The 22,018-nt window shown below is 59.9% G+C and carries 22 protein-coding genes; 3 read left to right on the forward strand and 19 right to left on the reverse strand.

Features of this window, described 5'->3' with window-relative positions; translation table 11 throughout:
* The 11 genes from ACA041_RS23255 to flhA form a co-directional block, all read right to left on the reverse strand.
* A complete protein-coding gene (locus ACA041_RS23255; RefSeq protein ID WP_497437882.1) occupies window positions 1-789 on the reverse strand; it encodes a ParA family protein in 789 nt (262 codons plus the stop codon).
* Between the two features lie 42 nt (window positions 790-831).
* Window positions 832-1,725, reverse strand: a complete 894-nt coding sequence (motD, locus tag ACA041_RS23260) for a flagellar motor protein MotD (RefSeq protein WP_497437883.1) — start codon at window positions 1,723-1,725, stop codon at window positions 832-834.
* Window positions 1,726-1,738: 13 nt separating this feature from the next.
* Window positions 1,739-2,479 carry a flagellar motor protein gene (locus ACA041_RS23265; RefSeq protein ID WP_497437884.1) on the reverse strand — a complete coding sequence of 247 codons (741 nt, stop codon included), beginning with the start codon at window positions 2,477-2,479 and terminating at the stop codon, window positions 1,739-1,741.
* A complete protein-coding gene (locus ACA041_RS23270) occupies window positions 2,479-3,609 on the reverse strand; it encodes a protein-glutamate methylesterase/protein-glutamine glutaminase (RefSeq protein WP_497437885.1) in 1,131 nt (376 codons plus the stop codon). The genes ACA041_RS23265 and ACA041_RS23270 overlap by 1 nt, the downstream gene beginning before the upstream one ends.
* Window positions 3,610-3,659: 50 nt before the next feature.
* Window positions 3,660-5,909, reverse strand: coding sequence for a chemotaxis protein CheA (locus tag ACA041_RS23275; protein WP_497437886.1), 2,250 nt, complete (start codon window positions 5,907-5,909; stop codon window positions 3,660-3,662).
* A gap of 23 nt (window positions 5,910-5,932) precedes the next feature.
* The gene (locus tag ACA041_RS23280) at window positions 5,933-6,721 is read right to left on the reverse strand and encodes a protein phosphatase CheZ (RefSeq protein WP_497437887.1); all 789 of its coding nucleotides are present in this window, start codon (window positions 6,719-6,721) and stop codon (window positions 5,933-5,935) included.
* A gap of 22 nt (window positions 6,722-6,743) precedes the next feature.
* Window positions 6,744-7,115 carry a chemotaxis response regulator CheY gene (locus ACA041_RS23285; protein WP_162493647.1) on the reverse strand — a complete coding sequence of 124 codons (372 nt, stop codon included), beginning with the start codon at window positions 7,113-7,115 and terminating at the stop codon, window positions 6,744-6,746.
* A 167-nt stretch (window positions 7,116-7,282) separates the two neighbouring features.
* Window positions 7,283-8,023, reverse strand: coding sequence for an RNA polymerase sigma factor FliA (gene fliA, locus ACA041_RS23290; protein ID WP_497437888.1), 741 nt, complete (start codon window positions 8,021-8,023; stop codon window positions 7,283-7,285).
* Window positions 8,020-8,850 (reverse strand): flagellar synthesis regulator FleN, encoded by an 831-nt coding sequence (gene fleN, locus ACA041_RS23295; RefSeq protein ID WP_008001746.1) that lies wholly within the window; start codon window positions 8,848-8,850, stop codon window positions 8,020-8,022. Before fleN ends, fliA begins: the two co-directional genes overlap by 4 nt.
* A gap of 116 nt (window positions 8,851-8,966) precedes the next feature.
* Window positions 8,967-10,298 carry a flagellar biosynthesis GTPase FlhF gene (gene flhF / locus ACA041_RS23300; RefSeq protein ID WP_497437889.1) on the reverse strand — a complete coding sequence of 444 codons (1,332 nt, stop codon included), beginning with the start codon at window positions 10,296-10,298 and terminating at the stop codon, window positions 8,967-8,969.
* Between the two features lie 11 nt (window positions 10,299-10,309).
* Window positions 10,310-12,439 (reverse strand): flagellar biosynthesis protein FlhA, encoded by a 2,130-nt coding sequence (flhA, locus tag ACA041_RS23305; protein ID WP_497437890.1) that lies wholly within the window; start codon window positions 12,437-12,439, stop codon window positions 10,310-10,312.
* A gap of 462 nt (window positions 12,440-12,901) precedes the next feature.
* Between flhA and ACA041_RS23310 the strand changes: the two genes are divergently transcribed.
* The 3 genes from ACA041_RS23310 to ACA041_RS23320 all read left to right on the forward strand — a co-directional run bounded on the left by ACA041_RS23310 (window position 12,902) and on the right by ACA041_RS23320 (window position 16,451).
* Window positions 12,902-13,999: an RHS repeat-associated core domain-containing protein gene (locus tag ACA041_RS23310; RefSeq protein WP_497437891.1), complete on the forward strand. Its 1,098-nt coding sequence runs from the start codon at window positions 12,902-12,904 to the stop codon at window positions 13,997-13,999.
* 405 nt (window positions 14,000-14,404) lie between these two features.
* A complete protein-coding gene (locus tag ACA041_RS23315) occupies window positions 14,405-15,466 on the forward strand; it encodes an RHS repeat-associated core domain-containing protein (protein WP_497437892.1) in 1,062 nt (353 codons plus the stop codon).
* Between the two features lie 622 nt (window positions 15,467-16,088).
* Complete coding sequence (locus ACA041_RS23320; RefSeq protein WP_497437893.1) at window positions 16,089-16,451, forward strand: DUF6124 family protein; 363 nt, start codon at window positions 16,089-16,091, stop codon at window positions 16,449-16,451.
* A gap of 153 nt (window positions 16,452-16,604) precedes the next feature.
* Here the strand turns inward: ACA041_RS23320 and flhB are convergent, their stop codons facing one another.
* The 8 genes from flhB to fliL all read right to left on the reverse strand — a co-directional run bounded on the left by flhB (window position 16,605) and on the right by fliL (window position 22,009).
* The gene (flhB, locus tag ACA041_RS23325) at window positions 16,605-17,744 is read right to left on the reverse strand and encodes a flagellar biosynthesis protein FlhB (RefSeq protein ID WP_497437894.1); all 1,140 of its coding nucleotides are present in this window, start codon (window positions 17,742-17,744) and stop codon (window positions 16,605-16,607) included.
* 3 nt (window positions 17,745-17,747) lie between these two features.
* Window positions 17,748-18,533, reverse strand: a complete 786-nt coding sequence (gene fliR / locus ACA041_RS23330; RefSeq protein ID WP_497437895.1) for a flagellar biosynthetic protein FliR — start codon at window positions 18,531-18,533, stop codon at window positions 17,748-17,750.
* Window positions 18,534-18,536: 3 nt separating this feature from the next.
* On the reverse strand, window positions 18,537-18,806 hold the full coding sequence (gene fliQ, locus ACA041_RS23335) for a flagellar biosynthesis protein FliQ (RefSeq protein ID WP_150748843.1): 270 nt from the start codon (window positions 18,804-18,806) through the stop codon (window positions 18,537-18,539).
* A complete protein-coding gene (fliP, locus tag ACA041_RS23340) occupies window positions 18,803-19,561 on the reverse strand; it encodes a flagellar type III secretion system pore protein FliP (protein WP_497437896.1) in 759 nt (252 codons plus the stop codon). Before fliP ends, fliQ begins: the two co-directional genes overlap by 4 nt.
* Complete coding sequence (fliO, locus tag ACA041_RS23345; RefSeq protein WP_497437897.1) at window positions 19,561-20,004, reverse strand: flagellar biosynthetic protein FliO; 444 nt, start codon at window positions 20,002-20,004, stop codon at window positions 19,561-19,563. Before fliO ends, fliP begins: the two co-directional genes overlap by 1 nt.
* Complete coding sequence (fliN, locus tag ACA041_RS23350; protein ID WP_497442159.1) at window positions 20,005-20,460, reverse strand: flagellar motor switch protein FliN; 456 nt, start codon at window positions 20,458-20,460, stop codon at window positions 20,005-20,007.
* A gap of 70 nt (window positions 20,461-20,530) precedes the next feature.
* Window positions 20,531-21,499 (reverse strand): flagellar motor switch protein FliM, encoded by a 969-nt coding sequence (fliM, locus tag ACA041_RS23355; RefSeq protein WP_497437898.1) that lies wholly within the window; start codon window positions 21,497-21,499, stop codon window positions 20,531-20,533.
* Window positions 21,500-21,508: 9 nt separating this feature from the next.
* Window positions 21,509-22,009, reverse strand: a complete 501-nt coding sequence (fliL, locus tag ACA041_RS23360) for a flagellar basal body-associated protein FliL (RefSeq protein WP_497437899.1) — start codon at window positions 22,007-22,009, stop codon at window positions 21,509-21,511.
* Window positions 22,010-22,018: the final 9 nt, after the last annotated feature.

The raw sequence follows: 22,018 nt of genomic DNA on the forward strand, positions 1-22,018 counted from the left end.
TCAGGCCACCTGCGGGACGAGTTGTGCCGCCAGCAGGTGCTTGAGCAGGGCACGGTAAGCAAGAACGCCGCGGCTCTTGCTGTCGAATTGCGAAGGCGTCATGCCGGCACGACTGGCGTCCCGCAAGCGGGTGTCGACCGGGATGTGTCCCTGCCAGATTTCCTCCGGGTACATGTCGCGCAACAACCGCAGCGTCCCGATGGAGGCCTGGGTGCGGCGATCGTACAACGTCGGCACGATACTGAACGGCAGCGCCTGGTTGCGTGAGCGGTTGATCATCGTCAGGGTGCTGACCATGCGCTCCAGGCCTTTGACCGCCAGGTGCTCGGTCTGCACCGGGATCACCAGCTGCTGGCTCGCCGCCAAGGCATTGACCATCAGCACGCCGAGCAACGGCGGGCTGTCGATCACCGCGTAATCGAAGTCCTGCCACAACTGTGCCAGGCTCTTGGCAATCACTAGGCCCAAGCCGCTCTGGCCCGGCGACTGGCGCTCGAGGGTCGCCAGCGCGGTGCTCGATGGCAACAGGGAAATGTGTTCATGACTGGTGGACAACAGCAGCTGACCGGGCAATCCCGCGGGCACGCTGCCCTTGTGCAGGAACAGGTCGTAGACGCTGTGTTCCAGACGATCGGGGTCATAACCGAAGTAACTGGTCATGGAACCGTGGGGGTCGAGATCGACCACGACCACGCGCTTGCCCGCCTCGGCCAGTAACCCGGCTAAAGCGATGGAGGTAGTGGTTTTACCGACACCACCCTTTTGATTGGCGACTGCCCAGACTCTCATTGGATTGTTCCTCCCGGCCGAAAGGCCCGACCGAGAAATAGCTCAGCGTATTAATGCGGGTGACGGAGAATTGACGGCGCTCTCTCGTCCCGGCGACTTGACCGGGGTCGGTGCAGTTTGTGTGCCAGCACGCTTCAATGCGGCATCCGGTTTGGCATTGGCGGCTCCGGTAGCGGTAATGCTTCGACGTACATCGAGGTTGCGCGACACCACCAGCACCACGCGCCGGTTGCGCGCCCGGCCTTCTGCCGTGGCGTTGTTGGCCACCGGCTGGAACTCCCCGTAACCCACCGAAGCCAAGCGCCCGGGGTTCACCCCCTGCATCGCCAGCATGCGCACGATGCTCGCCGAGCGGGCCGAGGACAGCTCCCAGTTGGTCGGGTACTGCGCGGTGCGAATCGGTTGATCGTCGGTGAAACCTTCCACATGAATCGGGTTGTCGAATGGCTTCAGGATCGCGGCGACCTTGTCGATGATGTTGAACGCGATGTCGCTGGGCATGGCGTCGCCGCTGCCGAACAACAGGCTGGAATTGAGCTCGATTTCAACCCACAACTCGTTGCCGCGCACGGTCATCTGGTTGGAGCTGATCAGGTCGCCGAACCCGGCGCTGATGTCATCGGCGATGCGTTTGAGCGGATCGCTGGCGGCCTGGGCGATGCCCGCGTCGATCTGCTCGCTGTCCTTGACCAGCGGCTTGGCCGGGGTCACGGTTTGCGGTCGCTCGTCGCCGATGGGGATCGGCTTGAGCGCGCGATCGGCGTCGGTGAACACGCCGAGCAAGGCTTCGGAGATGACTTTGTACTTGCCTTCGTTGACCGAAGAGATCGAGTACATCACCACGAAAAAGGCGAACAGCAAGGTGATGAAGTCGGCATAGGAAACCAGCCAACGGTCATGGTTTACGTGCTCTTCAGGTTGCCGGCGACGGGCCATGATCCACTCCCCCTCAATCCATGAAGCCTTGAAGCTTGAGCTCGATGGAGCGAGGGTTTTCACCTTCGGCGATCGACAGGATGCCTTCGAGCAACATTTCGCGATAACGCGACTGGCGCAGGGCGACGGACTTGAGCTTGGCGGCAATCGGCAGCAGCAACAGGTTGGCACTGGCCACGCCGTAAATGGTTGCGACGAAAGCCACGGCGATGCCGCTGCCCAATTGGGACGGATCGGCCAGGTTGCCCATGACGTGGATCAGGCCCATCACCGCACCGATGATGCCGATGGTCGGCGCGTAGCCGCCCATGCTTTCAAAGACTTTGGCGGCTTCGATGTCGCGGCTTTCCTGGGTGTAGAAATCCACCTCCAGGATGCTGCGGATCGATTCCGGTTCCGCGCCGTCCACCAGCAGTTGCAGGCCTTTGCGCGAGTAGTTGTCGGGTTCGGCGTCGGCCACCCCTTCCAGTCCGAGCAGGCCTTCCTTGCGCGCGGTCAGGCTCCAGTTCACCACGCGATCGATGCCGCCGGCCAGATCCACCCGGGGTGGAAACAGGATCCAGCCCAGAATCTGCATGGCGCGCTTGAAAGCGCTCATCGGCGACTGCAGCAGCGCCGCACCGACGGTGCCGCCGATGACAATCAATGCCGCCGGGCCGTTGGCCAGGGCGCCGAGGTGACCGCCTTCCAGGTAGTTGCCGCCGATAATGGCAACGAACGCCAGGATGATCCCGATCAGGCTCAGTACATCCATCAGCTACACGCCTCGACCAGATGCCTGCCGATGTCGTCCAGGCCATACACCGCATCAGCCAGTTCGGCTTTGACGATGGCCATCGGCATGCCGTAGATCACGCAGCTGGCTTCATCCTGGGCCCAGATCGAACTGCCGCCCTGCTTGAGCAGGCGCGCGCCTTCGCGGCCGTCGGCGCCCATGCCGGTCAACACCACCGCCAGAACTTTGTCACCGTAGGACTTGGCCGCCGAACCGAAGGTAATGTCCACACACGGCCTGTAGTTCAGGCGCTCGTCACCGGGGAGGATTTTCACCGCACCACGGCCGTCGACCATCATCTGTTTGCCGCCCGGTGCCAGCAGAGCGAGGCCCGGACGCAGGAGGTCGCCATCCTCGGCTTCCTTGACGCTGATGCGGCAGAGCTTGTCCAGACGCTCGGCAAAGGCCTTGGTGAAGGCTGCCGGCATATGCTGGATCAACACGATCGGTGCCGGGAAGTTGGCCGGCAACTGGGTCAGCACCCGTTGCAGAGCAACCGGGCCACCCGTAGAGGTGCCGATGGCGACCAGTTTGTAGGCTTTGCGTTTCGGCACTGGCGACGACGGCGTCGCGGCATAGGTGCGAGTTGGCATCGGTGCCGGTGCGGGTGACGGAACCGGACGCGCAGGCGCGCTGCTGCCGTAACTGCTGACAGTCGAAGGCGCAGGCGCGGCAGCCGGGGCTGGAGCGCTGTAGGTGCTGACACGCCGGTTACTGCGCGAGATGCTGAGAATCTTCTCGCACAGCAGTTGCTTGACCTTCTCCGGGTTGCGCGAGATGTCTTCGAAATTCTTCGGCAGGAAATCCACCGCGCCGGCGTCCAATGCATCGAGGGTGACCCGGGCGCCTTCGTGGGTCAGCGAGGAGAACATCAAGACCGGGGTCGGGCAGCGCTGCATGATGTGCCGCACGGCGGTGATGCCATCCATCATCGGCATCTCGTAGTCCATGGTGATCACGTCCGGCTTGAGCGCCAGCGCCTGATCGATCGCCTCTTTGCCGTTGGTCGCCGTGCCGACGACCTGGATATTCGGATCTGCCGAAAGGATTTCCGAGACGCGGCGGCGGAAAAACCCCGAATCGTCCACCACCAGGACTTTGACTGCCATAAACACTCCATTAGACGCAGCGGGGCTTCAGTCGCCCCGCCGCGCCAGAATCAAATACGCCGAGTGGCGTAACGCTTGAGCATGCTCGGAACATCGAGAATCAGCGCAATGCGGCCGTCACCGGTGATGGTGGCGCCTGACATGCCCGGTGTTCCCTGGAGCATTTTGCCCAATGGCTTGATGACCACTTCTTCCTGGCCCACCAGTTGATCGACGACGAAGCCGATCCGCTGGGTGCCCACCGAAAGGATCACCACATGGCCTTCGCGCTGCTCTTCGTGAGCGGCGGAGCGGACCAGCCAGCGCTTGAGGTAGAACAGTGGTAACGCCTTGTCCCGCACGATCACCACTTCCTGGCCGTCCACCACGTTGGTGCGCGACAGGTCGAGGTGGAAAATCTCGTTGACGTTGACCAAAGGGAAGGCAAACGCCTGGTTGCCGAGCATGACCATCAGCGTCGGCATGATCGCCAGGGTCAGCGGCACCTTGATGACGATCTTCGAGCCCTGGCCCTTGGCCGAGTAGATGTTGATCGAGCCGTTGAGCTGGGAAATCTTGGTTTTCACCACGTCCATGCCCACGCCACGACCCGACACGTCGGAGATCTCGGTCTTGGTCGAAAAGCCCGGGGCGAAGATCAGGTTGTAGCACTCGGTATCGCTCAGGCGCTCGGCCGCGTCCTTGTCCATCACCCCGCGTTTTACCGCGATGGAACGCAGGACGTTCGGGTCCATGCCTTTGCCGTCATCGGAGATCGATAGCAGGATGTGGTCACCCTCCTGCTCCGCCGCGAGGATCACCTTGCCGCCGCGGGACTTGCCCGAGGCTTCGCGTTCTTCCGGCGATTCGATGCCGTGGTCGACGGCGTTGCGCACCAAGTGGACCAGCGGATCGGCCAGGGCCTCGACCAGGTTCTTGTCGAGGTCGGTTTCTTCGCCGACCAACTCCAGGTTGATCTCTTTCTTGAGCTGGCGCGCCAGGTCGCGAACCAGGCGCGGGAAGCGCCCGAAGACTTTCTTGATCGGTTGCATCCGGGTCTTCATGACTGCGGTCTGCAGGTCGGCCGTGACCACATCGAGGTTGGACACGGCCTTGGACATGGCTTCATCGGCGCTGTTGGCACCCAGGCGAACCAGGCGGTTACGCACCAGCACCAGCTCGCCGACCATGTTCATGATTTCGTCGAGCCGCGCGGTGTCGACCCGCACGGTGGTCTCGGCTTCGCTGGCGGGCTTTTCAGGCGGCGGCGCGGCCGGCGCACGAGCAGGAGCCGGCGGTGCCTTCGCTGCTTCGGCTTTTGGCTCAGGGGCTTTGGCGACCGGTTTGGGGGCTGCTGCCTTGCCGACCGGTGTCGCAACCGAAGCACTGGCGCCGGTAGCGGTGCCGACTTTAGAGAACTTGCCTTTACCGTGAAGTTCGTCGAGCAACGCTTCGAACTCGTGATCGGAGATCAGATCGCTGCCCACCGCTGCGGCAACGGGCGCGACCGGGACCGGTGCCGAAGCAATCGCCGATTCCAGGGCGTCGACCGCAAAGTTGCCCTTGCCGTGCAGTTGATCGAGCAGTGCTTCGAACTCTTCGTCGGTTATGTCGGAGCTGTCGCCTGCCGCTTTCGCAGCAGTCGGTGCGGCAGGCACTGCTGGAGCGGCTGGCGCAGCCACAGCATCGACGCAAAACTGGCCTTTACCGTGCAACTGATCAAGCAATGACTCGAACTCGGCATCGGTGATTTCGTCGCTGGCCGCGGCAGGATTGCTGACCGGTGTCACAGCAGCAGGCGCGGCCTCGGCCTGCACCTTGATGGCGTTGAGCGAGTCCAGCAGTTGTTCGAATTCGTTATCGGTGATGTCACCTGGCTCGCTTTCAGCCACAGGCGCTACTTCGGCAACCGGCGCCGCTTCGTCGGCCGATTGCGGCTCGGCCAGACGCGCCAGGGCCGCCAGCAGTTCAGGCGTGGCCGCCGTGACCGGGCTGCGTTCGCGAACCTCGGTAAACATGCCGTTCACCGCGTCCAGCGCTTCGAGAACCACGTCCATCAGTTCCGAGTCGACGCGACGTTCACCCTTGCGCAGGATGTCGAACACGTTCTCGGCGATGTGACAGCACTCCACCAGCTCGTTGAGCTGGAGGAAGCCGGCGCCCCCTTTTACAGTGTGAAAACCGCGAAAAATTGCATTGAGCAAGTCCGCATCATCCGGTCGGCTTTCAAGCTCGACCAGCTGTTCGGACAGTAGCTCTAGAATCTCGCCGGCCTCAACCAGGAAATCCTGAAGGATCTCTTCATCGGCGCCGAAGCTCATTAATGGGGTGCTCCTAACAGGTCTTAAAATCCAAGGCTGGAAAGCAAATCGTCCACATCGTCCTGACCGGACACAACGTCTTCTCTTTTATCGGCATGAATCTGCGGACCTTCACCCTGAGAGAGATGTTTTTGCGGATCTTTTTCTGCGCGCATCGCTTCACGGTCATGTTCGATGCCCGCAAAGCGGTCCACCTGACTGGCCATGAGCACGAGCTTGAGCAGGTTGCTTTCAACTTCGGTGACCAGCTGGGTCACGCGCTTGATCACCTGACCGGTGAGGTCCTGGTAGTCCTGGGCGAGCAGAATGTCGTTGAGGTTGCTCGACACAATGCGATTGTCTGCACTGCTGCGAGTCAGAAAACCGTCGACCCTGCGGGCCAGTTCGCGGAACTCTTCAGCCCCGACTTCGCGACGCATGAACCGGCCCCAATCAGTGCTCAAAGCCTGGGCTTCGTTGCTCAGGCCGTTGACCAGCGGCGTGGCGTTCTCGACCAGGTCCATGGTGCGGTTGGCCGCGGCTTCGGTCAGCCGGACCACGTAGCCCAGGCGCTCGGTGGCGTCCGTGATCTGGGACACTTCCTCCGCTTGCGGCATGTGCGGGTCAATCTGGAAATTGACGATCGCGCTATGCAACTCGCGGGTGAGCTTGCCCACTTCCTGATACAGGCCGCGGTCACGGGTCTGGTTGAGCTCATGGATCAATTGCACCGCGTCGCCGAACTTGCCTTTTTCCAGGCTTTCGACCAATTCGACCGCGTGTTTTTTCAGGGTCGATTCGAAATCGCCCTGTGAACATTCTTTTTGTTCCATAGCTCCCCCGTGGCGCAGTTGCTCAACCAATGCGTTCGAAAATCTTCTCGATTTTTTCTTTCAACGCCTGGGCCGTGAAGGGTTTGACCACATAGCCGTTGACCCCGGCCTGGGCCGCTTCGATGATCTGCTCGCGCTTGGCTTCAGCGGTCACCATCAGCACCGGCAGGTGCTTGAGCTTTTCATCGGCGCGTACGTGACGCAGCAGATCGATGCCGGTCATGCCAGGCATGTTCCAGTCAGTGACCAGAAAGTCGATGCTGCCGCTGTTGAGCATCGGAATGGCAGTAGTGCCATCATCCGCCTCGACCGTGTTGGTGAACCCGAGGTCACGCAACAGGTTTTTTATGATCCGCCGCATCGTTGAGAAGTCATCAACGATGAGGATTTTCATGTTCTTGTCCAATTCGACCTCCAAGCAGTCTTAAACGCGCCCAGCACCTGGACGCGCCATTTCAATCAATCCGGCGATGCACTCGATGACTGTCTGGAGCACAACAGATCGCGACCGGCGCGGTTCAACCCCACACCAGCCACGTTCGCAGTGTCCCCACACTGCCTTCAGCGCGCTCGCCACTCCCCCAAACGCCCCCGCAAACGGGCCGCGCACTGGCTGTGTAACTGGCTGACCCGGGATTCGCTGACCCCCAGGACCTCGCCGATTTCCTTGAGATTCAGCTCTTCGTCGTAGTACAGCGCCAACACCAGTCGCTCACGCTCCGGCAAATTGGCGATCGCGTCCGCCAGCGCCGCCTGGAAGCGTTCATCTTCCAGGTCGCGCGACGGCTCCGGATGTGCACTCGCGCCATCCTCGTGCAGCCCTTCGTGTTCGCCGTCCTGCAACAGATCGTCGAAACTGAATAACCGGCTGCCCAGGGTATCGTTCAAAATCCCGTAATAATCGTCGAGACTCAATTGGAGTTCGGCCGCAACTTCGTGATCTTTAGCGTCGCGACCGGTTTTAGCTTCAATCGAGCGAATGGCGTCGCTGACCATCCGGGTATTGCGGTGGACCGAACGTGGCGCCCAGTCCCCCTTGCGCACTTCATCGAGCATCGCGCCGCGGATCCGGATGCCCGCGTACGTTTCAAAACTGGCGCCTTTGCTGGCGTCGTACTTGGTCGAGACTTCGAGCAGGCCGATCATCCCGGCCTGGATCAGGTCTTCGACCTGGACACTGGCCGGCAGACGCGCCAGCAAGTGATAGGCAATGCGTTTTACCAGTGGCGCGTAACGCTCGATCAGCTCGTACTGCGAATCACGGGCCGACGTTTTGTAGAGGTTATAGCCACTGGCTGTCATAGCACCGGTCCTGCCGTTTGTTGCACGAGGCGCTCCACGAAAAACTCAAGGTGCCCGCGAGGATTGGCAGGCAGCGGCCAGGTATCGACCTTCTGCGCAATCGCCTTGAACGCCAGCGAACACTTGGAACGCGGGAATGCTTCATACACGGCGCGCTGCTTTTGCACGGCCTTGCGCACGCTTTCGTCGTACGGCACCGCACCGACGTATTGCAAGGCGACGTCGAGGAAGCGATCGGTGACCTTGGTCAACTTGGCGAACAGGTTGCGACCTTCCTGCGGGCTCTGGGCCATGTTGGCCAGGACGCGGAAGCGGTTCATGCCGTAATCGCGATTCAGCAACTTGATCAGGGCGTAGGCGTCCGTGATCGAGGTCGGTTCGTCGCAGACCACCAGCAGGACTTCTTGCGCGGCACGAACGAAACTGACGACCGAGTCACCAATGCCCGCGGCGGTGTCGATCACCAATACGTCGAGGTTATCGCCGATATCGCTGAAGGCCTGGATCAGGCCGGCGTGTTGCGCCGGGCTCAGATGCACCATGCTCTGGGTGCCGGAAGCGGCCGGAACGATGCGGATGCCGCCGGGGCCCTGCAACAGTACGTCGCGCAGCTCACAACGGCCTTCGATCACGTCGGCCAGGGTACGTTTGGGTGTCAGTCCCAGCAGGACGTCGACGTTCGCCAGCCCCAGATCGGCGTCCAGCAGCATGACGCGCCGGCCGAGCTCCGCCAGGGCCAGGGACAAATTCACTGACACGTTAGTTTTGCCGACGCCACCTTTGCCGCCGGTCACCGCGATCACCTGTACAGGATGCATGCTGCCCATGTTATTTCATTACCTTGTCTTGCATAGACGGAGGCCACATTACTGGCTGCGCGTTCACAAACGGAACAATGCATGGCAGACCATCGATGTAGGTACAAAAACGATTCATTGCTACCTCAGCCGACCTGTTTGGTCGGGCTGTGATAAATATCGGCGAACATATCAGCCATGGCTTCCTCGCTGGGTTCTTCCTGCATTTGCACGCTGACCGCGCGGCTGACCAGCTGATGGCGACGCGGCAGATGCAAATCATCCGGAATCCGCGGGCCATCGGTCAGGTAAGCCACCGGCAAATCATGGCTGATGGCCAGGCTCAACACCTCGCCCAGGCTTGCCGTTTCATCCAGTTTAGTCAGGATGCAGCCAGCGAGGCCGCAACGCTTGTAACTGTGATAAGCGGCGGTCAGCACCTGTTTCTGGCTGGTGGTGGCCAGGACCAGATAGTTCCTGGATTTGATGCCTCGCCCGGCGAGGCTTTCGAGCTGCATGCGCAGTGCCGGATCGCTGGCTTGAAGGCCGGCGGTATCGATCAGCACCACGCGCTTGCGCAGCAAGGGATCCAGCGCCTGCACCAGCGACTGCCCCGGGTCGACGTGCGTCACCGGGACATTGAGGATGCGGCCCAGAGTCTTGAGTTGTTCCTGGGCACCGATACGGTAGCTGTCCATGCTCACCAGCGCGATGTTCTGCGCGCCGTACTTGAGCACGTAACGGGCCGCGAGCTTGGCCAGGGTGGTGGTCTTGCCCATGCCGGCAGGGCCGACCATGGCAATCACCCCGCCCTCTTCCAGGGGTTCGATTTCCGGTGTGGAGATCATCCGCGCCAGGTGCGCCAGCAACATGCGCCAGGCCTGACGAGGTTCTTCAATGTCAGTGATCATGGCCAGCAGATCCCGCGACAGCGGGCCGGACAGGCCGATGCGTTGCAGGCGCCGCCAGAGGTTGGCCTGGGCCGGACGGCTGCCTTGCAGCTGATTCCAGGCCAGGGAGCCAAGCTGCACTTCCATCAGTTCACGCAAGCTGTTGAGTTCGAAACGCATCGAGTCGAACGCACGCGGGTCGACACCCCCTGCTGCTGCCGCGGCAGGCGCTGGCGCAGGACGCTGGGGTTCGGTGTAAGTCGGCTCGATCAGCGGTTCGGCGGCGGTCAATGGCAGGCCGGCAAACAACTGGCGATTGGTCGCATTGTCGCTCTCGCCTTCGCTGCGCAGGCTCAGTTCGGCCTGGGCGGTGACGATCCGCGACTGGGTCTTGCGCAGCTCGTCCTCGAGTTCCATGTTCGGCACCCGCGGGGCCAGCGCCGACAGCTTGTAATCCAGGGCCGCCGTCAGCTCGACACCACCGGCGATCCGGCGGTTGCCAATGATGGCGGCATCAGCGCCCAGCTCATCACGAACCAGCTTCATGGCCTGACGCATATCGGCGGCGAAAAAACGCTTAACTTGCATACACCACTACCTCAGCCGTTGGGCCCTACTGTCGCAACGATGGTCACTTGCTTGTTGTCAGGGATTTCCTGGTACGCCAACACATGCAACCCCGGGACTGCCAGTCGGCCGAACCGCGACAACATCGCGCGAATCGGACCGGCGACCAGCAGAATCACCGGTTGACCTTGCATCTCCTGACGCTGCGCCGCTTCGATCAACGAACGTTGCAGCTTCTCGGCCATGCTTGGTTCCAGCAGAACGCCCTCTTCCGAGCCTTGTCCCGCCTTCTGAAGACTATTGAGCAATATCTGTTCCAACCTTGGCTCCAGCGTGATCACTGGCAGCTCGGAGTCAGTGCCTACAATGCTTTGGACGATGGCGCGGGATACGCCGACGCGCACGGCGGCCACCAGCGCGGCGGTATCTTGACTCTTGGCGGGGTTGTTCGCGATGGCCTCGGCAATGCTGCGAATGTCCCGCACCGGCACCTGTTCGGCCAGCAACGCTTGCAAGACCTTGAGCAGCTGCGACAGCGAGACCACGCCCGGGACCAGCTCTTCAGCGAGTTTTGGCGAGCTTTTAGCCAGCAATTGCATGAGTTGCTGGACTTCTTCGTGGCCAATCAGCTCACTGGAGTGCTTGTACAGAATCTGGTTCAAATGGGTTGCCACTACGGTACTGGCATCGACCACGGTGTATCCGAGGGATTGCGCCTGGGCGCGCTGGCTGACTTCGATCCAGACCGCTTCCAGACCAAAAGCCGGATCTTTGGCGTTTATGCCGTTCAACGTACCGTAGACCTGCCCCGGGTTGATCGCCAGCTCCCGGTCCGGGTAAATCTCCGCTTCGGCCAGGATCACCCCCATCAGGGTCAGGCGATAGGCGCTCGGCGCCAGGTCGAGGTTGTCACGGATATGCACGGTCGGCATCAGGAAGCCCAGGTCCTGAGACAGCTTCTTGCGCACACCCTTGATCCGCGCCAGCAACTGACCACCCTGGTTGCGATCCACCAGTGGAATCAAGCGGTAGCCGACCTCCAGGCCGATCATGTCGATCGGCGTGACGTCGTCCCAGCCAAGCTCCTTGGTTTCCTGGGCGCGGGCCGGCGATGGCAGCAGCTCCTGCTGACGCTTGACCTCTTGCAGGGCCTGAACCTTGACCGAGTTCTGCTTCTTCCAGAACAGGTAAGCGCCGCCGGCCGCCAGGGCCGCCATGCTGAGAAAGGAGAAGTGCGGCATGCCTGGCACCAGGCCCATCACCGCCATCAGACCGGCCGCGACCGCCAGTGCTTTCGGCGAGGCGAACATCTGGCGATTGATCTGCTTGCCCATGTCTTCGGAACCGGAAGCACGGGTCACCATGATCGCGGCGGCTGTCGATAACAGCAGTGATGGCAATTGCGCCACCAAACCGTCACCGATGGTCAAAAGCGCATACACCTTGCCGGCATCGCCGAAGGTCATGCCGTGCTGGAAGATACCGACCGCCATGCCGCCGATCAGGTTGATGAACAGAATCAACAGGCCGGCGATGGCGTCACCACGCACGAACTTGCTGGCACCGTCCATGGAACCGTAGAACTCGGCTTCCTGGGCGACTTCCGAGCGTCGCGCCTTGGCCTGGTTCTGGTCGATCAAACCGGCGTTCAAATCGGCGTCGATCGCCATTTGCTTGCCGGGCATGGCATCAAGGGTGAAACGCGCGCTGACCTCGGAAATCCGCCCGGCACCCTTGGTCACCACGACGAAGTTGATGATCATCAAAATCGCGAACACCACGATACCGACCACGTAGTTACCGCCGATCACCACCTCACCGAAGGCCTGGATCACCTTGCCCGCGGCGGCATGACCGTCCTGACCGTGGAGCATCACCACCCGCGTCGAGGCCACGTTCAACGCCAGCCGCAGCAGCGTCGCCACCAGCAGAATGGTCGGGAACACCGCAAAATCCAGCGGGCGCAAGGCGTAGACGCAGACCAGCAACACCACGATCGACAAGGCAATGTTGAACGTGAAGAACACGTCCAGCAGGAACGGTGGCATCGGCAGCATCATCATCGCCAGCATGACCAGCAGCAACAACGGCACACCCAAATTGCCCCGACTCAAGTCGGCGACATTCGTGCGAGCAGTGTTGAATAACTGAGAGCGATCCACCGGCTTTCCCCGTTCCTTTAAAGCAAACTTTTGACGCCAGATGCGGGCGTAGAGGGGGTACTGCAAGAAGCCTTCCAACTTTTGCGGGTTTTTTGGGTAGTGATGTTTTATCGGAAATTTGCGGCGACAGGACAGGCGCTTTCACCGGCAAGCCGGTCTCGCTCCCACAGGGGATCTGTGCTGGCCACATACTCTGTGCACAACACAGATCCCCTGTGGGAGCGAGCCTGCTCGCGAAGAGGCCGTCCCTGCTGCCGCCCATCTCACGAACAACACAAAACCTGTGGGAGCCGGGCTTGCCCGCGATGGGGTCGACACTGCCGCAGCACTTTTCAGGAAGCCTTCGGGCCCATTGAATCAACCGGGCTAACTCACGCGAACCTATCAGTTCTGCTAGTACCCAACCCTCGCAAAACCGCGAATACTGAGGTCCCGCACTTCGGACCTTCGGAGCAATCACCCATGACATCGCTACGCGAAACCGTGCTCTGCCAATATCACTACGACCCCCTTGATCGACTGGCCAGTCACGCCCTGCCAGACATCCCCGAGCGCCAGCGCTTTTACTGCAAAAGCAGGCTGGCCACCGAGATACAGGGGGCGATGCTTTATTCGATTGTCCAACATGGCGACCAGCTGTTGGCGCAACAACGAAGTGAGGGGGAGGCGCCTGATACCACGCTGCTGGCCACCGATCAGCAGCGCTCGGTGTTGCACACGCTCAAAACGAATCAACCACGACAACCCATAGCCTATTCGCCCTATGGTCACCGCCCTGTTGGAAACGGGTTACTCAGCCTGCTCGGCTTTAACGGCGAACGGCCGGATCCGGTGACTGGGTGTTATTTATTGGGAAATGGATATCGGGCGTTTAATCCGGCGTTGATGCGGTTTAATAGCCCGGACGGTTTGAGTCCGTTTGGGAAAGGCGGGTTGAATGCGTATGCTTATTGCGCAGGAGACCCTATCAATAAAGCAGACCCAACAGGACACGCTTTGGTAAAAAACCTTCTTAGTGCTATGTCAAAAAACTCATCAGCCCCAGTAGGAAAAAACACCATAGATGCGTTATATGCAACAAAAAGAAGTCTGGGTGGTGCACGAGCTTTAAGAAAAGAGGCAGCAAAAATAGGCACAACAGCCGAAAAAATCTTATTGGAAAAGACCATAACCAAGAGCATGTCTGAAATAACCAGCGACTTCAGTTATTTTGAAAACCCTCCATTCAAGATAACCAACAATGAACAAATATTCTATCTTCGATCATCCACCACGCAAAACATGAAAAAACACACAGCTATCCTTTACGACCTTAAAGTCAACAATAGAAAATCGCTACACAAAAACATGGAGGATGAAATAACTAGTATATTTGACAAACACACTCGATTCGTGCATCACGAGGCTATGCGAGTTACCGAATCAAGAGTTAATCGCCTTGCGCAGGATGGAGTCATTAACTATACACCTGGTGGCCCACCCAATTATCATGATGCACTTTCCCTTAGGGCACCTGATTCACCAAGCAGTTCCAATGATAATGTCCGGAGGGCTCAGTGAGTCATCCACTCATCAAAGCAGGCCAAGTCACCCAATACCCGGTCTCAAGCAAGGTTAAAAACCGCCGCGCCCAGCAATCCCAACAAGCTCACTTGGCAGGCGACCCGGCTACATCACACTTAGGCGGTGACAGCCGGTCAGCCGCTTCAAGATCAAAAGATCGCAGCCTTTGGCAGCTTCTACACAGGTATTGCGAGCACCCTGTAGGAGCTGCCGAAGGTGTAAACCTTAATCAGGACGGGACAGCGTCCCCTTTTGGGGTCAGCGAATATCTCAGAAAGCGCGCTACTGACCAGCAAATCAAAACGCACAAACCCAGCGAACCTATCAGTTCTGCTAGTACCCAACCCTTGCAAAGCCGCCAATACTGAGCTCCCGCACTTCGGATCTTCGGAGCAACCACCCATGCCATCGCCGCGCGAAACCGTGCTCTGCCAATATCATTACGACCCCCTTGATCGACTGACCAGTCACGCCCTGCCAGACATCCCCGAGCGCCAGCGCTTTTACTGCAAAAGCAGGCTCGTCACCGAGATACAGGGCGCAATGCGCTATTCGATCATTCAGCATGGCGACCAGTTGTTGGCGCAACAACGGAGTGAGGGTGAGGAGCCCGACTCCACGCTGCTGGCAACCGATCAACAGCGTTCGGTGTTGCAGGCGCTCAAGACCGACAGTCCCGGTCAACCCATCGCCTACTCGCCCTATGGTCATCGTCCTGGTGAAAGCGGATTACTCAGCCTGCTCGGCTTCAACGGCGAACGGCCGGATCCGATAACTGGGTGTTATTTGTTGGGGAATGGATATCGGGCGTTTCATCCGGTGCTGATGCGATTTAACAGCCCGGACAGTTGGAGTCCGTTTGGGAAGGGTGGGTTAAATGCGTATGCGTATTGCGCGGGTGATCCGGTTAATCGGAGGGATCCGACAGGGCACGCTCTCTTGCTTAAGGCGCTGATGATGTTCAGCGAAACCCCAACCTCGGTGATCCCAGTAGCAAAACCAGCTTCAGCATTGGGGAATTTCGCGCTGCTTGGAAGATTTGAGAATCATCCATATATTTATAAAGCAATCGTCGAAAAAGTAGTGGGAGCAGATTTGCGCAATCTTGCCCTTGCATCGAAAGAAATGAAATTGATTGTATATAAATCGGCAGAAACAATGCCAAAATTAACAAGCGCTTATCGTGGTACTCCATTCATCCAAGGTTTCGAAAAAGGGATACTGCCTTATCACGCAAAGAGCGTTACAAATTATCATAAGAGTGCATTTGCCATCGAGTCACACTCTTCAACTTTGGGAAGACCTCTGCTCCCATCTGAGGCAAAAAATGCTGACATCGGGCGCCCACCTCCCCCGGCCTTTATAAACAGAGAAGAGCATTTTATTAATACGCAGAAAATAAGAAGAAATTTTCAGCGCCATGATGATTTAGACGACAGTAATCTCAGCGAATTCAGTGACTGAAATTAATAAGTTACATTGAAGTTAAAAGTTCGCAGAAAAATCGAGGAAAAGTGGGACTGCGACAAAAAAGAGGACACCCCTTAGCCGGTCTCAAGTTAAGGTTAAAAGGCCGCGCCCAGCAACTCCAACAAGCTCACCTGGCATACGACCCGGCTACATTCACTTTAGGCAGTAACTGGCGGCCTGCCGCTTCAAGGTCAAAAGATCGCAGCCTTCTGCAGCTCCGAGAGGGTGTATGCGTCTGTTTGGGCTGCCGAAGGCTGCGATCTTTTGATTTTAAACATTTATGTTTAATCGACATCTCCAGTCACTTACAAAGCCTACACATCCTTGCGCCGCAGCCTACGACTTTGCCAGAATCCGCTGGCTTGTGCGCCTGAGGGCCGGGCTCTATCGTTTCTTGGTCGCTGAACAACAGCGATCGGGTTTGGTAGCCCGGTAGACTTCGTGCGTAGCACACTTGAAGCAGGCCTTGCGGTCTGTGTTTTATGGTGGCCATGCGCAGGGCGCCTTCGGGCGCGCCGGTTTCCAAGTCACCGGTCTACCAACCCGCGTATGGCCACCACCTCTTCGTTTGGTAGCGAGGGTGATGGCTCCTCATTTCTGATTTGGAGTTCCATCTATGTTCAAAGTAACGCCCAACCCGCCGGAAACCGAAGACGGTTCTCAAGACGCCTCAATCGATCGGCAAAAACTCCACGAAGCCGCCGACCGTGCTCTCGATGACTACATCAAGCTGTCCGCCCGCATAAATGCCACCGCGCGAAAGCCCGGCGCGATGTTTGTCATTGCGCCGGGGATCGATACCGAGAGCCTGCTGGCGCACGCCTGTGAGTCGCTGGCGTCGGCCAGGGTCGTGGCTGATGACTTTGCTGGATGCCTGAAAGGTTCTCAGCGCAATACGATGATGGCGATTGCGCAGATGATCATGCTGGGCGAACTGGCGGTGAATCGCGCGCTGGATAACATCGATCCACAGGGCTAGCGAACGGCTTGAGCCATGGCGCAATACCCTGTGGGAGCGAGCTTGCTCGCGATGAGGCCGGCACATCCAACATTGATGTTGGCTGACAGTCCCCTATCGCGAGCAAGCTCGCTCCCACAGGTTTTCTGGTGTGGCTGATTGGTTTGGGGCTGGTCAGGAATCGCGGCGCAGATCCGGTGGAATCGGCAAATCATCCTTGAGCGGATCCGGGCGTTTGCCCTTGCCCGCGCGGTGCTGGCGGATCTGGTAGACGTAGGCCAGGACCTGAGCGACGGCCAGGTAGAGGCCACCCGGGATCTCTTGCTCCAGTTCGGTGGAGTAGTAGATCGACCGCGCCAGCGCCGGCGATTCGAGCAGTAGCACATTATTGGCCACGGCAATCTCGCGCATCTTCAACGCCAGGAAATCACTGCCCTTGGCCACCAGCGTCGGCGCCCCGCCCTTGTCCGGGTCGTATTTGAGCGCCACGGCGTAGTGGGTCGGGTTGGTGATGACCACATCCGCGTCGGGGATTGCCGCCATCATCCGGCGCTGGGACATTTCGCGCTGCAACTGGCGAATGCGCTGTTTGACCTCCGGCCGCCCCTCCTGATCCTTATGTTCGTCGCGAATTTCCTGCTTGGTCATCTTCAGCTTCTTGGCGCTTTCCCACAGCTGCACCGGCACGTCCACTGCGGCGATGATGATCAGGCCGCAGGCCATCCACAACGTGCTCCAGCCAACCACTTGCAGGCTGTGGATGATCGCCATGTCCAGCGGTTCATGGGCGATGCGCAGCAGATCGTCGATGTCCGAGGACAACACGGCCAGCGCCACGAACAGGATAATGAAAAACTTCTCCAGGGCCTTGAGCAGCTCGACCACGGCTTTGGAGGAGAACATGCGCTTGAGACCGGCGCCGGGGTTCATCCGGCTAAACTTGGGGGCCATGGTCCCCGCCGAGAACAACCAGCCGCCCAGGGAAATCGGGCCGATCAGCGCCGCCAGCAGCAAGGTGATCATCACCGGCTGGATCGCCAGCAAGGCAATCAGCCCCGAATGCAGCAGGTAGCTGCCCATGGCGCGCTGGTCCAGGATCACTTCCCGCGGCAGCGTGAAGTTCATGCGCATCAGGTCCATCAGCTCCTGGGCCAGTGCACCGCCGAAAATCAGCAACGCGCTGGCACCGGCGAGCATGATCGCCAGGGTGTTGAGTTCCTTGGAGCGCGCAATTTCGCCCTTCTCCCGGGCGTCCTTTTTCTTTTTCTCCGTGGGGTCTTCTGTTTTGTCCTGACCGCTTTCGCTCTCTGCCATGACTCAGCGCGCCCGTGCCAGTTCGCGTAACCACTGCAAGGCCTCGGAGGCCAGCGGTTGGTACTGATTGATGATGTCCGCCAACCCGACCCAGACGATAAACAGCCCGAGCACCAGGGTCAGCGGGAAACCGATGGAGAAGATGTTCAGCTGCGGCGCCGCCCGGGTCATCACGCCAAACGCGATGTTGACCACCAGCAGCGCGGTGATCGCCGGCAGCACTAGCAACAGCGCCGCCCCCAGGACCCAGCCAAGTTTGCCGGCCAGTTCCCAGAAATGCGTGACCATCAACCCGCTGCCGACCGGCAACGTGGTGAAGCTTTCAGTGAGGATTTCGAACACCACCAGATGGCCGTTCATGGACAGGAACAGCAGCGTGACCAGCATGGTGAAGAACTGCCCGATCACCGCCACCGATACGCCGTTGGTGGGGTCGACCATCGACGCGAAGCCCATGCCCATCTGAATCGAGACGATCTGCCCGGCGATCACGAAGGCCTGAAAAAACAGCTGCAAGGCGAACCCCAGCACCGCGCCGATAAGGATCTGCTCGGCAATCAGCAGCAACCCGCTCAAGTCCAGCGCATTGACCGCCGGCATCGGTGGCAGGCCCGGGACGATCACCACCGTGATGGCCAGCGCGAAGTACAGGCGCACGCGTATCGGCACCAGGGACGTGCCCACGATCGGCATCACCATCAGCAACGCCCCCACGCGAAACAGCGGCAACATGAACGTCGCCACCCAGGTGCTGATCTGGGTGTCGGTCAGCTGCAGCAGCGATTGCATGGTTTAGCCAATGACCTGGGGAATACTGCCGTACAACTGCAGGATGTATTCCATGAAGGTCTGCACCAGCCACGGGCCGGCCACGATCAGGGTCACCAACATCACCAGCAGGCGCGGCAGGAAGCTCAGGGTCTGTTCGTTGATCTGGGTCGCGGCCTGGAACATCGCCACCAGCAGGCCCACCAGCAGGCTCGGGATCACCAGTACGGCCACCATCACGGTGGTCAGCCACAGCGCTTCGCGGAAAATGTCTACCGCCACTTCCGGGGTCATGGCGACACACCGCCGAAGCTGCTGGCCAAGGTGCCGATGATCAACGCCCAGCCATCCACCAGCACGAACAGCATGATCTTGAACGGCAGGGAAATGATCAGCGGCGACAGCATCATCATGCCCATGGCCATCAGCACACTGGCCACGACCAGGTCGATGATCAGGAACGGGATGAAGATCATGAAGCCGATCTGGAACGCGGTTTTCAGCTCGGAGGTGACAAAGGCCGGTACCAGGATGGTCAGCGGCGCCTGGTCCGGCGTAGCGATGTCGGTGCGCTTGGACAGGCGCATGAACAACTCAAGATCGCTGCTGCGCGTCTGCGCCAGCATGAAGTCCTTGATCGGCACCTGGGCCTTGGCCACGGCATCCTGGGCCGTGAGTTTTTCCGCCAGGTACGGTTGCAGGGCATCCTGGTTCACCCGGTCGAACACCGGCGCCATGATGAACAGGGTGAGGAACAGCGCCATGCCCGTGAGGATCTGGTTCGACGGCGTCTGTTGCAGGCCCAGGGCCTGACGCAGGATCGAGAAGACGATGATGATCCGGGTGAAACTGGTCATCAGCATGACGAACGCCGGGATGAAACTCAGCGCGGTCATGATCAGCAGGATCTGCAGGCTGACCGAGTATTCCTGGGCGCCCTCGGCATTGGTGCCCAGGGTGATCGCCGGGATCGACAACGGCTCGGCGGCGAACGCCAGCGGCGCGGCCAGCAACAGGGCCAGCGTCAAGACGATGCGAAACGCTGCCATTACTTCTTATCCTTATGATCCTTGCCCATCAGCTCCATCAGGCGCAGGGCAAACTCGGGGGTGGTCTTCTCGGTGCTCGGTACCTGCACCGGCTCCTTGAGCACATGCAAGGCGGTGATGCTGCCGGGGCTGAGGCCAAGCAGAATCTGCTCGTTGCCGACCTGCACCAGCATCAGTCGGTCACGCGGACCGAGCGCGCGGGAACCGATCAGCTCGATCACCTGCCCCTTGCCCGCCGGCCCGGCCTGCTGGACCCGGCGCAGCAGCCAGGCGAGGAAGAAGATCAACCCCAGCACCAGCAGCAAGCCGAACACCAGCTGCGTCAATTGCCCGGCCACACCGCTGCCGACCGCTGGCGCCGCAGCCGTGGCGGCGGTCGCCACCGGCTCGGCCGCCAGAACGTTGAAAGGCAAGGCCAGCACCACCCCCAGAACCTTTTTCACTTAGCGCAGCTTCTTGATGCGTTCGCTTGGACTGATCACGTCGGTCAGGCGGATGCCGAACTTCTCGTTGACCACCACCACTTCGCCGTGGGCGATGAGCGTGCCGTTGACCAATACGTCCAGCGGCTCACCGGCCAGCCGATCGAGTTCGATCACCGATCCCTGGTTCAGTTGCAGCAGGTTGCGGATGTTGATTTCGGTGCTGCCGACTTCCATGGAAATCGACACCGGAATATCGAGGATCACATCCAGGTTCGGACCGTCGAGGGTCACCGGATTGTTGTTTTTCGGCACGCTGCCGAATTCTTCCATCGCCAGACGGTTGGACGGCGAGCTGGCAGCGCCGGCAGCCAGCAAGGCGTCGATGTCGTCCTGCCCGTCACCGGCTTCTTCGAGGGCCGCAGCCCATTCATCAGCGAGCGCCTGGTCTTCCAGGGTATGCGTATCGTTAGCCATCATGTGTCCTCGGCAGGCTGCCCTTTCAAACGGGAAGCCTTGTGTTAAAAGCGAATGGGCAACGCGCCGGTCAACGGCGCTCGATCGGCTCGATCACCTGCAACGCGAGGTTGCCTTTGTGCGAGCCCATCTTGACCTTGAATGCGGGCACGCCATTGGCGCGCATGATCATTTCGTCCGGCATGTCGACCGGGATAATGTCCCCCGGCTGCATGTGCAGGATGTCCCGCAGCCGCAACTGACGACGGGCCACCGTGGCACCGATCGGTACGTCGACATCCAGCACGTCTTGGCGCAGGGCGTTGACCCAGCGCTCGTCCTGATCGTCGAGGTCCGACTGGAAGCCGGCGTCGAGCATTTCGCGTACCGGCTCGATCATCGAATAAGGCATGGTCACGTGCAGGTCGCCGCCACCGCCATCGAGTTCGATGTGGAAGGTCGAGACCACAACGGCCTCGCTCGGGCCGACAATGTTGGCCATGGCCGGGTTCACTTCCGAGTTGATGTACTCGAAGTTCACTTCCATGATCGCCTGCCAGGCTTCCTTCAGGTCGACGAAAGCCTGCTCGAGCACCATGCGCACCACGCGCAGTTCGGTCGGGGTGAATTCACGCCCTTCGATCTTCGCGTGACGGCCGTCGCCGCCGAAGAAGTTGTCCACCAGCTTGAACACCAGCTTGGCGTCGAGGATGAACAGCGCGGTGCCGCGCAACGGCTTGATCTTGACCAGGTTGAGGCTGGTCGGCACGTACAGCGAGTGCACGTATTCGCCAAACTTCATCACCTGCACGCCACCGACGGCGACGTCCGCCGAGCGCCGCAGCAAGTTGAACATGCTGATGCGGGTGTAGCGGGCGAAACGCTCGTTGATCATCTCCAGGGTCGGCATGCGTCCACGGACGATGCGATCCTGGCTGGTCAGGTCATAGCTTTTGACGGTGCCGGGTTCGGCAGCGATATCGGTCTGTACCAGCCCATCGTCGACACCATGCAACAGCGCGTCGATCTCGTCCTGGGACAGCAGGTCCTGCACGGCCATGTCGTGTTCCTACTGCAGTACGAAATTGGTGAACAGCAACTGTTCGATGACCACTTTGCCGAGTTCTTTGTGCGCCAGTTCCTGGACGCTGGCCGTGGCTTTCTGCCGCAGCATTTCCTGGCCGACGGGCGATGCCAGCGTGGCGAAGTCCTGCCCGGAGAACAGCATGACCAGGTTGTTGCGGATGACCGGCATGTGCACCTTGAGCGCTTCCAGATCGGCCTGGTCGCGGCCCAGCATGGTGATGCTCACCTGCATGTAGCGCTGACGGCCGTTCTGGGTGTAGTTGGCGATGAAGGCCGGCAGCAGGGGCACGAAAATCGCCGGCTGCTTGCTGCTGACCGCAGTTTCCGGCGAGGCGACTGGCTTGCTCCGGGGCTCGTGCATGAAGAACCAGGTGGCCCCCACGGACAAGCCGATCGCCAGCAGCAGGGCGACTACGATCGCAATGATCAACTTGATCCTGCCTGTCGTCGCAGGGTCTTTTACTGCTGCTTCGCTCTTCGCCATGCCAATAAT

It is taken from the genome of Pseudomonas sp. LBUM1676 (genome assembly GCF_059695605.1).